General features: G+C 69.8%; 9 protein-coding genes. 6 read left to right on the top strand and 3 right to left on the bottom strand.

The window, feature by feature from the left end:
* The first annotated feature begins 35 nt into the window (after positions 1 to 35).
* The 4 genes from AB7878_RS09640 to AB7878_RS09625 all read left to right on the top strand — a co-directional run bounded on the left by AB7878_RS09640 (position 36) and on the right by AB7878_RS09625 (position 7,001).
* Positions 36 to 671: a nucleotide-binding protein gene (locus tag AB7878_RS09640; protein WP_369494158.1), complete on the top strand. Its 636-nt coding sequence runs from the start codon at positions 36 to 38 to the stop codon at positions 669 to 671.
* Between the two features lie 31 nt (positions 672 to 702).
* Positions 703 to 1,182, top strand: coding sequence for a SixA phosphatase family protein (locus AB7878_RS09635; protein WP_369494157.1), 480 nt, complete (start codon positions 703 to 705; stop codon positions 1,180 to 1,182).
* A 214-nt stretch (positions 1,183 to 1,396) separates the two neighbouring features.
* On the top strand, positions 1,397 to 3,304 hold the full coding sequence (locus tag AB7878_RS09630) for a phospholipase D-like domain-containing protein (protein WP_369494156.1): 1,908 nt from the start codon (positions 1,397 to 1,399) through the stop codon (positions 3,302 to 3,304).
* 637 nt (positions 3,305 to 3,941) lie between these two features.
* On the top strand, positions 3,942 to 7,001 hold the full coding sequence (locus AB7878_RS09625; protein ID WP_369494155.1) for a TonB-dependent receptor: 3,060 nt from the start codon (positions 3,942 to 3,944) through the stop codon (positions 6,999 to 7,001).
* 127 nt (positions 7,002 to 7,128) lie between these two features.
* Here AB7878_RS09625 and AB7878_RS09620 read toward each other — a convergent pair whose 3' ends face one another.
* Positions 7,129 to 7,695: an energy transducer TonB family protein gene (locus AB7878_RS09620; RefSeq protein ID WP_369494154.1), complete on the bottom strand. Its 567-nt coding sequence runs from the start codon at positions 7,693 to 7,695 to the stop codon at positions 7,129 to 7,131.
* 117 nt (positions 7,696 to 7,812) lie between these two features.
* Positions 7,813 to 9,096, bottom strand: coding sequence for an acetyl-CoA C-acetyltransferase (locus AB7878_RS09615; protein WP_369494153.1), 1,284 nt, complete (start codon positions 9,094 to 9,096; stop codon positions 7,813 to 7,815).
* Positions 9,097 to 9,378: 282 nt separating this feature from the next.
* Here AB7878_RS09615 and AB7878_RS09610 point away from each other — a divergent pair, with 282 nt between their 5' ends.
* Complete coding sequence (locus AB7878_RS09610) at positions 9,379 to 10,512, top strand: hypothetical protein (protein WP_369494152.1); 1,134 nt, start codon at positions 9,379 to 9,381, stop codon at positions 10,510 to 10,512.
* A gap of 230 nt (positions 10,513 to 10,742) precedes the next feature.
* Positions 10,743 to 13,226, top strand: coding sequence for a sensor domain-containing protein (locus AB7878_RS09605; protein WP_369494151.1), 2,484 nt, complete (start codon positions 10,743 to 10,745; stop codon positions 13,224 to 13,226).
* Between the two features lie 93 nt (positions 13,227 to 13,319).
* Here AB7878_RS09605 and AB7878_RS09600 read toward each other — a convergent pair whose 3' ends face one another.
* Positions 13,320 to 13,778: a GNAT family N-acetyltransferase gene (locus AB7878_RS09600; protein ID WP_369494150.1), complete on the bottom strand. Its 459-nt coding sequence runs from the start codon at positions 13,776 to 13,778 to the stop codon at positions 13,320 to 13,322.
* Positions 13,779 to 13,848 lie beyond the last annotated feature (70 nt).

Raw genomic sequence — 13,848 nt, 5'->3', positions numbered from 1 at the left:
AGGCTTGGTCCACCTTTCGCGACAAGGGCGTACCCATGGTCACGACGCTGGTGGCGAGCAGCAAGGGGGGATGCGGCAAGAGCACGCTGGCGACACAGCTGGCGTCGCACTGGGCCCAAGCCGGGCAGCACACCGCCATCGTGGATGCCGATCACCAGGGCTCCAGCTACCGCTGGGCCACGCGTCGGCCCGACCACGTGCCCGGCGTGCTGGGGCTGGAAGGCGGTCGCAAGGCGCTGCAGCGCGTGCCGCCGGACACGCAGCAACTGCTGATCGACACCGCGGCCGGCTCGGGCGAGCGCGAGCTCGAACCCTTCATCGAGCAGGCCGACGTGCTGCTGGTGCCGGTGCTGCCGTCCAGCTTCGACCTCGACGCCACGCTGCATTTCCTCGACGCACTGCAGGCGATCAAGCGCATCAAAAGCGGCAAGCTGCCGGTGGCGCTGGTGGCGAACCGGCTCAAGCCCTGGACCCACGCCAGCCAGGACGCGGTGGAGCAGCTCGCGGGCGCCTCGCCGTTCCCCGTCGTCGCCCAGTTGCGCGACAGCCAGGCCTACGTGCTGCTCGCTGCGCTGGGCAAGGGCATCTTCGACTACCAGTCCGAGCAGGTGCGCGGCCACCAGCAGGACTGGAAGCCGCTGCTGCGCTGGATCAAGCGCCAGGCCGCCTGAGCCTGCAGCCAACCATTCACCGGAGTCCTCCATGCACGAACTGATCCTGCTGCGCCACGCCGAAGCCCTGCCCGCCGAGGGCGACGGCGACGATCGCCAGCGCCCGCTGAGCGAGCACGGCCGGCGCGAGGCGCAAGACGCCGGCGCATGGCTGGCACGGCATGGCGCACGACCGCTGCGCGCACTGTGCTCGCCCGCGCGGCGCGCCGAGGAAACCGCGCAGCTGGCGCTGGCCGCGCTGGCCGACCCGCCGCCGCTGCAGCAGGCCGGCGAGATCTACGACGCCACCCCCGGCGAACTGCTGGCCCTGCTCGACCAGCACGCCGACGCCGGCACCGTGCTGCTGGTGGGCCACAACCCCGGCATCGAGCGGCTGGTGGCACTGCTGGTGGAAGGCCGTTCGGACGAATTCCGCGGCATGCCGCCGGCCGGGCTGGCCGTGCTGCACCTCAGCAGCGGCCCGCTGGAGCCGGCCAGCGCGCGGCTGGATGCGTTCTGGTCGCCGCGCTGAATCGCCGGAAAGACCGTTCGTGCCGAACGTGGCGGAACGCGGTTCCGCGAGGCCGGAACACGGCCGCCTCCAGACCCGCGTCGCTGCGGCCTCCCCGCGCCATCGAAGCATCCACATGCATGCCCGCGCCCCGGCGCCACGCCCGGGGCGAACGGGTTTTGGGATAACTTCAACAACACGCCCGGGGCATGACGCCTCGCCTCGTCCATCGTTCATGTCGTTTCGCTGGCTGCTGCTTCCCGTCCTGCTGCTCGTCGCGCTGCTGCAAGGCTGCACGCTGAGCCGCGCCCAGATCCGCGAGGCCGGCGCCATCGTCGCCGCCAGCCCCGGCCGCGAGGACAGCTGCCACCAGGCCGACCGTTGCGCCACGCCTTCGCCCCTGCTGGATGCCGCGCAGCAGGCGATCGCCGACTCCACGTCCGAGCATCCGGTCAACACCGTCACCCTGCTCGACGACAGCGAGGCCGCGCTGGTGGCGCGCCTCAGCCTGATCCGCGCCGCGCAGCACAGCATCGACGTGCAGACCTACATCTGGGACGAGGACGACATCGGCCAACTGGTGCTGAACGAGCTGGTGCAGGCCGCGCGGCGCGGGGTGCAGGTGCGCATCCTCGCCGACCAGCTGTTTTCGTTCGGCGACCTCGGCCTGCTCGACCGCCTCGCCCGGGTCAGCCCGAACCTCGAGGTGAAGCTGTACAACCCCACCTTCCACGATGCGCAGACGCCGCCGCTGCAGTTCGCCGCCGGCGTCTTGTGCTGCTTCATGAAGTTCAACCAGCGCATGCACAACAAGCTGCTGCTGGTGGACGACGCCATCGGCATCACCGGCGGGCGCAACTACCAGAACCGCTACTTCAACTGGGACCCGGATTTCGACTACCTCGACCGCGACGTGATGGCCGGCGGCCCGGTGGGCCGCGAGATGGCCGACAGCTTCGCGCTGTTCTGGAACCACCGGCGCTCGGTGCCGCTGATCCGCCTGCGCGACGTCAACCGGCGCATCCGCAGCGACCGCGCGGCGCCCGGCTGGCCCGCGCCGCACTACACCGACCCGGCGCGGGTGGCGCGCGCCCAGGCCGAGGCGGAGGACCCCGACTGGCTCGCCGCCTGGATCGGCGACGACACCTTGCGCGTGAGCCAGGTGAACTACTTCAGCGACCTGCCGGCCAAGACCGACGAGCCGACCAAACGCAGCGCGCGCGAACTCACCGGCCGCCTGATGCGCATGGTCGCCGACGCGAAGCACGAGGTGGTGGTGCAGACGCCCTACCTGGTGCTCAGCAAGCGCGCGCAGGACATCTTCAAGCGCCTGCACCGGGAAAACCCGTCGCCCAGCATCATCATCTCCACCAACTCGCTGGCCGCCACCGACGCGTTCGCGGTGTACGGGCTGTCCTACAAGCACCGCCGCCGCTACCTCACCGAATACGGCTTCCAGATCCACGAGCTGAAACCGCACGCCGACAGCGCCGCCGAGGCCTGGGAAGAAGCGAACGAGGACCAGGATGACGGCCCCACCGGCCAGCCCATCGCCGCGCCCGGCAAGTCCGCCAAGTCCGGCAAGCCGCGCCAGCGCTTTCCCGGCAACGAGCGCCGCCCCGGCGTGTTCGGCAGCCACGGCCGGCGCAACCGCCCCGCCCCGCTGCGCAGCAACGGTCGCCGCTACAGCCTGCACGCCAAGTCGATGGTGGTGGACGACAGCTTCGCGATGGTCGGCTCGCACAACTTCGACCCGCGCTCCGACCACTACAACACCGAGGCCGGCGTGATCGTCTACGACCCCCGCTTCGCCAGCGAAGTGCGCGCCTCCATCCTCGAGGACACCTTGCCGCAGAACGCCTGGACCATCGCCAGGCGCGAACCCACGATCCCGGTGCTCGGCGACATCAGCCAGGCCATCGGGAACCTCTCCTCGCGGTTGCCGCTGTTCGACCTGTGGCCGTTCCGCTACGCCACCAGCTACGAGATCAAGCCCGGCTGCGCCCCGCTCGCGCCCGACAACCCGAAGTTCCAGGAGTGCTACACCCCGGTCGGCGACTTTCCCGACGTGGCGATCTCGCCCAAGCTGATCTACACGCGCCTGATCACGGCGTTCGGGGCAGGGGTGAAGGGAATCCTGTAAAGCGGCCTGCGCGACGCGCGCCAGGACCCGCCTGAGCGTTCGATCGGCCGACCACGCCCCCGGGATGCGGCCCGGGTTTCCCGCTTGCCGGGATCCCGGAGCTTGCGCTCCGCGCCTCCGCTGCCTGCGATTCTTCTCGGACTGCCCGAAACGGCGTCCGCTCCGCGCCCCCCTGAGATGCCGTTCGGCAAGACACGCCATTGACCGCCCGCGCCCGGCGGCTGCGGCTCCGCGCGGAACGCGGGGCGGTCTTTCTGCGCAAGCCTGGCCGGCGGTCCCCACACGCCGACATCGCCCGGGCGGCCCTTCCTCGCCCGCCCACGACCCGTGGGCGGAAGGCGGGATTCCACGGGGATTTCCCGGCCTCACCCAGCGGCGGCAACCCTCGACGCGCCCCAAGGCCGGGTGCGGGTCGCCACGGAATTCGTATCGCAAGTTGATGGCAACATAACTTGCGAAATGTTGACATTCGCAATTTCTTTACGGTACGGTCATCAGTCCCCTGCCTTGATTTCCATGCAATTCAAACAAAATCAGGCTATTGCGAGACACATCCGTGACCTGTTTCGGCAAACGGAATTTCGCAAGTTTTTGTGAATCCCGGAAAGTCCGGGCCCCATCCCCAGGGAGCTGTGAAATGAACCAACCTGAAAACCACAAAGCGGGACCGCTGCGCCGCACTTCGCTGGCCATCGGTCTGGCCCTGTGCCTGTTCGGCACGGGCGCGATGGCCCAGTCGACCACGGGCAGCATCTACGGCCAGGCCCAGGCGGGCGACACCGTGCTGGTCAAGAGCGACTCCGGCGTCACCCGCCAGGTGACCGTGGATGCGGCCGGCCGCTACGTGTTCGATTCGCTGCCGCTGGGCAGCTACACGGTGACCCTGCAGCGCGGCGGCCAGACCGTCGATTCGCGTGCGGACGTGACCATGCGCGTGGGTTCCGGTACCGAGGTTTCCTTCGGCGCGCACAATGTCCAGACCCTGTCGGCCGTGACGGTGACGGCCAACGGCCTGCCGAGCATCGACGTGAGCGGCGTGGATTCGCGCACCGTCATCACCTCCCAGCAGCTGGCCCGCCTGCCGCTGGCGCGCAGCGCCGAGGCGATCGCCTTGCTGGCGCCCGGCGTGGTCTCGGGCAGCTCGCTCTTCGCCAACGCCTTGGGCGGCTCGGTGGTGTCGTTCAGCGGCGCCTCGGTGACCGAGAACGCGTACTACCTCAACGGCTTCAACACCACCGATCCGCTGAGCGGCTTCGGCGGCATCACCCTGCCGTACGGCGCCATCGACCAGCAGGAAATCCTGAGCGGCGGCTACGGCGCGGCCTACGGCCGTTCCGACGGCGGCGTGATCAGCCAGGTCGGCAAGCGCGGCACCAACGAGTGGCACTTCGGCGGGCAACTCCAGTGGACCCCGAAGGATCTGAACGCCGATCCGAAGAACTGGTACTACGTCAACAAGGACGGCTCGCAGGGCAAGCTGCGCCAGTACCGCAAGGACAACAAGTCGTGGACCACCACGGCGAGCGGCTACGTCGGCGGCCCGCTGATCCAGGACAAGCTGTTCCTGTTCGCGGCCGTCGAGGCCGAGCGCCGGCAGGGCGAGTCCACCGGTTCGAACGTGGCGCCGTACGTCGACCATTACCGCTACGACAATCCGAAGTGGTACGGCAAGCTGGACTGGAACATCACCGACAGCAACATCCTCGAGGTGACCGCGGCGTCGAACAAGTCGTCGTACCAAGGCACGTTCAACGAGTTCGACTACGCCACCCTGACCGAAGGCGGCTTCAACAGCTACGACACCCACACCAAGAACGGCGCGGAGGTCTACTCGGCGAAGTTCACCAGCTACATCACGGACGACCTGACCGCCAGCGTGATGTACGGCAAGATGAAGGGCACCTGGTACAGCGACACGCCGGGCTACGATCCGACCTACCCGTACATCTTCGGCGCGGCCGACGCGAACCCGGACTTCGCAACGCCCCACAACAGCCAGACCGTCTCGACGATCAACCTGCCCGGCCACCGCTCCACCAACACCAACCTGCGCCTCGACCTGAGCTACCGGCTGGGCGACCACACCCTCACCGCCGGCATCGACAACCAGGACGTGAAGAACATCGACGGCGGCACCAAGTTCCCGGATGCCGGCCTCGGCTATGCGTGGGAATACGACACCATGGACGATGACCCCGACGCCTACATCATCGGCGGTCCGGGCACCGCCCAGCCGGGCGCCGACTGGCGCAACTCGCCGTGGGTGGCCAACACCGGCTCCCAGCCGGGTGGCGAGACCGGCTACTACGTGGCCCGCTACCGCTACCACGACAACGCCTCGGTGCGCGTGAAGCAGCGTGCGCAGTACGTCGAGGACAGCTGGCAGATCAGCGACCGCTGGCTGGTCAAGCTGGGCCTGCGCAACGACCAGTTCACCAACTACAGCGCCGCCGGCAAGCCCTACGTCCGCCTGACCTCGCCGCAGTGGGCGCCGCGCGTGGGCTTCAGTTGGGACGTCAACGGCGACTCCAGCTTCAAGGTCTACGGCAACGCCGGCCGCTACTACCTCGCCATGCCGACCAGCGTGGCGCTGCGTTCCGCCGGTTCCTCGCTGTACACCCGCGAGTACTACACCTACACCGGCATCGACCAGAACGGCATCCCGACCGGGCTGAGCCCGATCGAAACCTACCTGGGCGACGGCGCGCCGGTCTCGGCCAACGGCGAGTACGGCCAGCCGCGCGACCCGAAGACCTCGGCCTCGACCAACCTCAAGTCGGAATACCAGGACGAGTACATCCTCGGCTTCGACAAGAAGCTGGGCGACGCGTGGGTGTACGGCGCCAAGGCCACCTACCGCAACCTGCGCAATGCGATCGACGACATTGCGGACAGCCCGTCGATCGTGGCCAAGATGAACGCGATGGGCATCGACCCGGCCACCTATGACGTCAGCCAGATCCCGGGCAGCATCCTGATCAATCCGGGCAACACCTCCTACTTCGACATTCCGAAGCTGGGCGGCGGCTACTACACCGTGCCGATGGACTGGACGAAGGACTTCGGCTTCAACACCACGATGAAGCGCAAGTACTACGGCCTGAACCTGTACCTGGAGCATCCGTTCGACGGCAAGTGGTTCGGCAAGCTCGACTACCTGTACTCGCGCAGCTACGGCAACAGCGAAGGCCAGGTGCGCTCGGACGTCGGCCAGGAAGACGTGTCGGCGACGATGGACTGGGACTACGCCACGCTCATGGACTACGCCAACGGCGCGCTGGCCAATGATCGTCGCCACCAGATCAAGGCCTACGGCTCGTACCAGATCGCTCCCGAGTGGATGCTGTCCGGCAACCTGGCCATCGCCTCCGGCAGCCCGAAGACCTGTCTTGGTGCATACGGTCCGAATGGCACCTACCCGGGTCTGGGCTACGGTCCGTACTACCACTTCTGCAACGGCAAGCCGTTCCGGCCGGGCGACCAGCGCCAGCCGTGGACCTACCGTCTCGACCTGAGCGCCGAGTACCGGCCGGAGTGGGCGGGCAAGAAGCTGGCGTTCAACGTCATGGTCTACAACGTGTTCGACAAGCAGACCACCACGCAGACCTACGCGGTCTCGACGAGCAGCAGCTACCTGCGTCCGTACAGCTCGATGACGCCGCGTTACGTCCGCTTCGGCGTGTCGTACGACTACTGATGCACTGAAGCCGCACGCCCATCTCGGGAGTTGCAGCGAGACCGCCGGGGACGACCCGGCGGTCTTTTTTGTGGCCTGGACTTTGTGCAGCCTGGGCCAGAGACCGTCGCGCTTCCCGCAAGCGCGGCTACGGCGCCTGCGCCACCTGCTGCGGACCGCTGGTGAAGCGCATCGGCAGGTCACCGCCGAAGCCGTCCGGGTGATCGGCGGGCACGGCGAAGCGCCAGCCGCGCACGGTGGCGAGGGCGTGGGCGTCGAGCACGGCGTCGCCGCTGGATGCGGCCAGTGTCGCGTCGGCGACCCGGCCGTTGCCGTCGATGCTGACATGCAGCAGCACGCGACCATGCAGGTGGCCTTCCATCTGCGACCACGACACCGGCGCCACCGGCATCGATACCGGCACCAGTTCCGGCGGCGGTGCGGCGGTTTCGGCCTGCGCGGCGGCCACCACCGGCGGCAGCACGGCACGATGCGCCACCGCCACGAAGGCATGCGGCTGGTGCACGGCACGGCGCTGCGCCACGCGCGGTGCTGCGCGCACGCTGGCGCCGCGATGCGCCGCGGGCACGTAGCCCGCCACGCGTTCGCTGGGGCCGGCCCAGCCGGTGCCGAAACCGCTGAGCCATTGCGTGCCGGCAATGCCGGCGGCCAGCGCGAGCAGGCTCAGGGTCGTGGTGGTACGCAGACGCAACATGGAACCGGGACCTCACACGCAGGAGCGGCTTCAGCCGCGACGCTTCGGTCATCTACGCACACGGCTGAGGAATCGCGGCTGAAGCCGCTCCTACAGTCGGCTCCTGGGGCCGTTTTGCTAGCGCTCCAGGATCGCGGTGACGCCCATGCCGCCGGCGGTGCAGATCGAGATCAGGCCGCGGCCCGAACCCTTCTGTTCCAGCAGCTTCGCCAGTGTCGCGATGATGCGCGCGCCGGTAGCGGCGAACGGGTGGCCCACGGCGAGGCTGGAGCCGTGCACGTTGAGCTTCGCGGGGTCGATCGCGCCCAGCGGCGCGTCCAGGCCCAGCCGGTTCCGGCAGTAGTCGGCGCTCTCCCACGCGCGCAGCGTGCACAGCACCTGGGCGGCGAAGGCCTCGTGGATCTCGTAGTAGTCGAAGTCCTGCAGGCTGAGGCCGTTGCGCCTGAGCAGGCGCGGCACCGCCACGGTGGGCGCCATCAGCAAGCCCTCGCCGTGCACGAAGTCCACCGCGGCCACCTCGGCGTCGCGGAACCAGGCCTGCACCTTGAGGCCGCGCTGCGCGGCCCAGCCTTCGCTGGCCAGCAATACGGCAGCCGCACCATCGGAAAGTCCGGTGGAGTTGCCCGCGGTCAGCGTGCCCTGGCCCGAGGTCTTGTCGAACGCGGGTTTCAGCGCGGCGAGCTTCTCCAGCGTGGTGTCGGGGCGCAGGAAGCCGTCGCGCTGGATGCCGCGGAACGGCACGATCAGGTCCTCGAAGAAGCCCGCGTCGTAGGCGGCGGCGAGCTTGCGGTGGCTGGCCAGCGCCAGTTCGTCCTGCGCCGCGCGGCCGATGCGCCACTGCTTCGCCATCTGCTCGCAGTGGTCGCCCATCGACTTGCCGGTGCGCGGCTCGGCCACGCCGGGGAAGGAGGGCTTGAGCTCCTTCAGCGAGAAGCGGTGCAGCGCGATCTTCAGCTTGTCCTGCAGCGTCTTCGCGCGATTGATCGCGAGCAGACGCTTGCGCAGGCGCGTGCCGTAGACGATCGGCACGTCGCTGGTGGTGTCGGAACCCGCGGCGATGCCGGCCTCGATCTGGCCGCAGGCGATCTTGTTCGCCACGATGATCGCGTTGTCCAGCGAGGTGCCGCAGGCGCGCGCGGTGGTGATGCCGGGCGTGGTCGGCGCGAGGCCGGAGGAGAGCAGCGCTTCGCGCGCGAGGTTCCAGTCCGAGGCGTGCTTGATGACGGCGCCCAGCGCCACTTCGCCCAGCTCCACGCCGTGCAGGCCGTAGCGCTCGACCAGGCTGCCCAGCACCTTCACTGACATGCCGAAGTTGCCCACGTCCGCGTAGGTGGTGTTGTTGCGACAGAACGGAATCCGCACACCGCCGATCACGCCCACGCGTCGTTGCATCTGTTCCATGTCCGCGACGATCCCATTGGAGGAACCTCGAAGCAACGCCATCCGGGCGGTGCTTCGAGTCAACGCATCCGGCACGGGTCCGGACTCGCTTCCGTCGACCCGGCACGCAGGTGCCGGGTCGCGTGCAGCACATCCCGGTGCCGCTTGCACTGCCTGCAAGGCTAACCTGCCCCGCCGTATGGTGAAAGCGCGGCGCGCGGTGCGGCGGCGATTCGTTCACGAAATCGGGTGCCGGCACCCCGCTTGCTAGAATGAGCGTTTCCCCTCCCGGATTTCCCCACCGTGGAAGCTTCCGCCCTGATCGCCCTGCCCATCGTGCTCGCGCTGGAATCCCAGGCCGGCGCCACGCCGCGCACCCGCCTGAGCCGCGACGAGGCGGACGAACTGGCCGCGCTGGTCGCCACGGACCTGCACGCGCTGCTGCCGCAGGTGGCGCAGGCGCGGCTGGTGCTGGCCGGCGCGCTGTTCGATCCGGTCGAACTGTTGCGCCCCGGCTTTCCCGTATGGGCCACGCTGGAGGAACTCGGCCGCCGCGTGCCGCGCGCCGGCGTGGCGCAGGTGGTGGCGTTCGGCAGCCACGAGGGCCACATGCCGGCGCAGCCGCTGGAACCATCGCCGCAATTCGCCGACGGCCCGATGCGCCTGCTGCCGCTGTCGCTGCTGGCGCCGGAAACCCTGGTCGAAGAGCTGGCCGAGCAGGTCGAAGTGCAACTGGTCGGCCGCGGCGAGGCCGGCGCGCGCACCGCCGACTGGCTGATCCGCACGCTGGGCGTGCAGCTGGAACACGCGCGCTACCTCAGTCGCAACGACCTGATGGCGCTCACCTGCGTGCAGTACGAGCACGTCAACCTCGCGCCGCTGTGGAGCCTGCTGGAAGCGGCCCTGCTCACGCCGTACCGCAGCGAGGACGTGCTCAGCGCGCGCGGCCTCGCGCTGCGCTACGAAGGCGACCGCGTGCTGGCGCAATCGCCCGCCGCATGGCTGGCCGCGCAGGCCGGCGACCCCGCGCAGCGCGCACACGACTTCGCCGGCATCGTGTTCGAGTTGCGCCAGTACGCCGCGCTGCTGGACGCGCACGCCCTGCCGCTGCGCCTGCAGTCGGCGCCGGAGGGCGACGGCGACTCCGGCTGGCTGCTGGAAACCGTGGCCGCGGCCGATCCGGCTTGCGACGCGCCGCGGCTGTACGCCCACGAGGCGCCCGGCCTCGGCGTGGTGGCGGTCACTGCGGCGCAGCACGGCGCGGGCGGCCGACCGCACGTGCTCGCCCATGGCTACCCGCTGCAGCCGCGCGCCTTGGGGCCTCTGCTGGCGGCGCTGGCCGACCGCCACGGCTGCGCCGCCGAACTGCAGGCGCCGGGCTGCATCGTGCTGGACGAACGGGGCCGGCTCGCGGCACCGGCGATGTCCCTGCACTGAGCCGCTTTCGGGCGGCGAGTGCGGCGATCACTGCCTGCACGGATCGTTCACACATCCGAAGATGCAAAGCGATGCCCGGCGGGCGCATGATGACCCGCGCGCCGGCATGCGAATGCCTGGCGGCGGCAGCGGATCCGGGCAGGCGACGGGTCCGCTGAGTCGAAAGCCTTCGGGGGCGGCTTTCGGAACTCGGCGACGAGGTCGGCGACCGATCTCTGCAGGCGGCGAAGATGTCCACGGCAGTGCAGTCCACCGGCGGTGATGGGCCCGCTTCCGCGTTTCCGCCGGAGCTGGCCGAACACGTGCTGCGGAACGCCCCGGCGCTGATCGCCTGCATCGACACCGAGCTGCGCTTCCGCTACGTCAACGACACCCATCGCCGCTGGTTCGGCACCGATCCCGCGCAGCTGATCGGCCGGCGCCTCAGCGAGGCGCTGGATGTGCAGAGTTACCTCGCCGCCCGCGCCGCGCTGCTGCAGGCGCTGGGCGGCCAGCCGTCGCATTACGAGGGCGAGCTCGCCAGCGGCACGGTGCGCCGCTACGTGCACGGGCATTTCCAGCCCGACCTCGACGCCGCGGGCCGGGTGCGCGGCGTCATCACCGTGTTCACCGACATCACCGAGCGGCACGCGCTGGAGCTGCAGCTGCGCGAGAGCGAGCAGCGCTTCTTCCAGGCGTTCCAGCACGCCGCGATCGGCATGGCGCTGGTCCATCCGGACGGCCAGTTCATGCGCGTCAACGCCGCGCTGTGCGCGATGCTCGGCTATGCCGACCACGAACTGCTCGCGCACAACTGGCGCGACATCACCCACCCGGACGACCTCGCCAGCAGCGAGGCGCTCGCGCGCCAGCTGCTCGACGGCGGCCGCGAGGCCTTCCACACCGAGAAACGCTACCTGCACCGCGACGGCCACGCCGTGCACGTGCAGCTCAGCGTCTCGCAGGTGCGCGACGACGCCGGCCGGCTGCGCTACGTGGTCACCCAGGTGCAGGACATCAGCCAGCGCCGCCACTTCGAGGACACGCTGTTCCGCGAGCGCCAGCTGGCCGAGGCCACGCTGAGCTCGATCGGCGACGCGGTGCTGACCACCGACCCCGGCCTGCACGTGACCTCGCTCAACCCGATCGCCGAGGCGATGACCGGCTGGAGCGCCAGCGAGGCCAAGGGCCGGCGCATGGACGAGGTGTTCCGGCTGCGCGACGCGGACAGCGGCGCGGAGCTGGCGAACCCGCTGCGCGAGGCGATCCGCCGCGACGCGATCGTGAACCTGTCCGGCAAGGTGGTGCTGGCCCACCGCAACGGCTTCGAGACGCCGATCGAGGATTCCGCCGCGCCGATCCACGACCACGCCGGCAACGTGATCGGCGGCGTGCTGGTCTGCCACGACGTCAGCGAGAACCGCGCGCTGGCGCTGAAGATGATCCACCTCACCCAGCACGACACGCTCACCGGCCTGCCGAACCGCAACCTGCTGCCGGTGCGCATCGAGCAGGCGGTGCACCGCGCCGCGCTGCACGACCGCCGCTGCGCGCTGCTGTACCTGGACATGGACCACTTCCGGCGCATCAACGAGGCGCTCGGCTACGAGGGCGGCGACCAGGTGATGCAGGCGGTGGCGCAGGGCCTGCGCGAGACGCTGCGCGAGGACGAGACGCTGTACCGCTACAACGGCGACGAATTCGTGCTGCTGCTGCCGCGCGTGGACGAGGCCTGCGAGGCCACCGTGCTGGCCGAGCGGCTGCTGCACCAGTGCGCACGCATCGCGCTGCCGGGCGTCGCGTCGCTGCAGGCCGGCGCCAGCATCGGCGTCAGCGTGTTCCCCGACGACGCGGACGACGCCGACGCGCTGCTGCGCCACGCGGGCACCGCGATGTACGAGATGAAGGTGGCCGGCCGCGGCGGCTGGCGCCGCTACACCGCCGCGATGGGCGAGCGCGCCGCCACGCTGCGCAACATCGAGGGCGCGCTGCGCGATGCGCTGGCGCACGACGCACTGGCGCTGCACTACCAGCCGATGGTGGACGCACGCAGCGGCCGCATCGTCGGCGCCGAGGCGCTGCTGCGCTGGCAGGTCGACGGCCACGACGTGTTCATGCCCGACCAGTTCATCCCGGTGGCCGAGGACAGCGGACTGATCGCCGAACTCGGCGAATGGGTGCTGCAGCGGGCCTGCATGCAGTCGCGGCATTGGCGGCAGCGCGGGCGGCTGCTGCCGATCTCGGTGAACGTGTCGCCGCTGCAGTTCCGCCACGAGCGCTTCCAGCCGCAGCTCGACGCGCTGCTGGGCGCCTACGGCATCGGCCCCGGCCAGCTGGAGCTGGAACTGACCGAGCGCACCATGATGGCCGGCGGCGACGCCACCACCCGGCTGCTGCAGCGCATCCGCCAGCACGGCGTGCGGCTGTCGCTGGACGACTTCGGCACCGGCTACTGCAGCCTGTCCTACCTCAGGCACTTCCCGGTCGACGCGCTGAAGATCGACCGCAGCTTCGTGCACGACGTGACCGCCGACAGCGACACCGCCGCGATCACCCGCACGATCGTCGCGATGGCGCGCAGCCTCGGCAAGACGGTGATCGCCGAGGGCGTGGAAACCGCCGCGCAGGCCGACTTCCTGCGCGAGGCCGGCTGCACCCTGCTGCAGGGCTTCCATTTCGGCATGCCGATGCCCGCCGCCGAGCTGGAACGCTGGATGGCCGCCAGCGCTGCCTGACCGGGGCCCGACCCGCAGGAGCGGCTTCAGCCGCGATTCGTTCGCCGGTCGCGGCTGAAGCCGCTCCTACCCAAAGGCGTTCACGGCGGTGCGTCAGAGCACCTGCTCGTACATCGCGTAATGGCAGCGGCGCATGCCCAGCCTCTCGTAGGTGGACTGCGCGCGGCGGTTCTCCGTCTCCACGTACAGCCGCAGGCTGGCCGCACCGGCGGCGCGGGCGCGGCGTTCCACTTCGGCGTACAGCGCGCGGAACACGCCGTCGCGACGCGCCTCCGGCACCACGTACACGCTCTGGATCCACCAGTAGTCGCCGGCGCGCCAGTCGCTCCACTCGAACGTGACCAGCAGGCCGCCCAGCGCCGCGCCGTCGCGCTCGGCGACCAGATAGAAGCCGCGTTGCGGCTGTTCGAACACGCCGCGCACGCCGCGCTCCAGCACCGCGGGATCGAGCGCGAGGCCTTCGGTCTCGCGCGCCATCGCCGCGTTCCAGGCGCACAGCGCGGGCAGGTCGGCAACGGCGGCGGGACGGATCGACAGCGGCATCTTCGGCATGTCCGGCAAGGATCGGGATACGCATCGTAGCGCGCACGGCCTTCACGTTCGGCCGCGTAAGGTCGGTCGG

The sequence above is a fragment of the Rhodanobacter humi genome (genome assembly GCF_041107455.1).
Taxonomy (GTDB): domain Bacteria; phylum Pseudomonadota; class Gammaproteobacteria; order Xanthomonadales; family Rhodanobacteraceae; genus Rhodanobacter_A.
The sequence above is the reverse complement of the archived record's forward strand: the minus strand, read 5'-3'. Positions and strand labels throughout refer to the sequence as shown.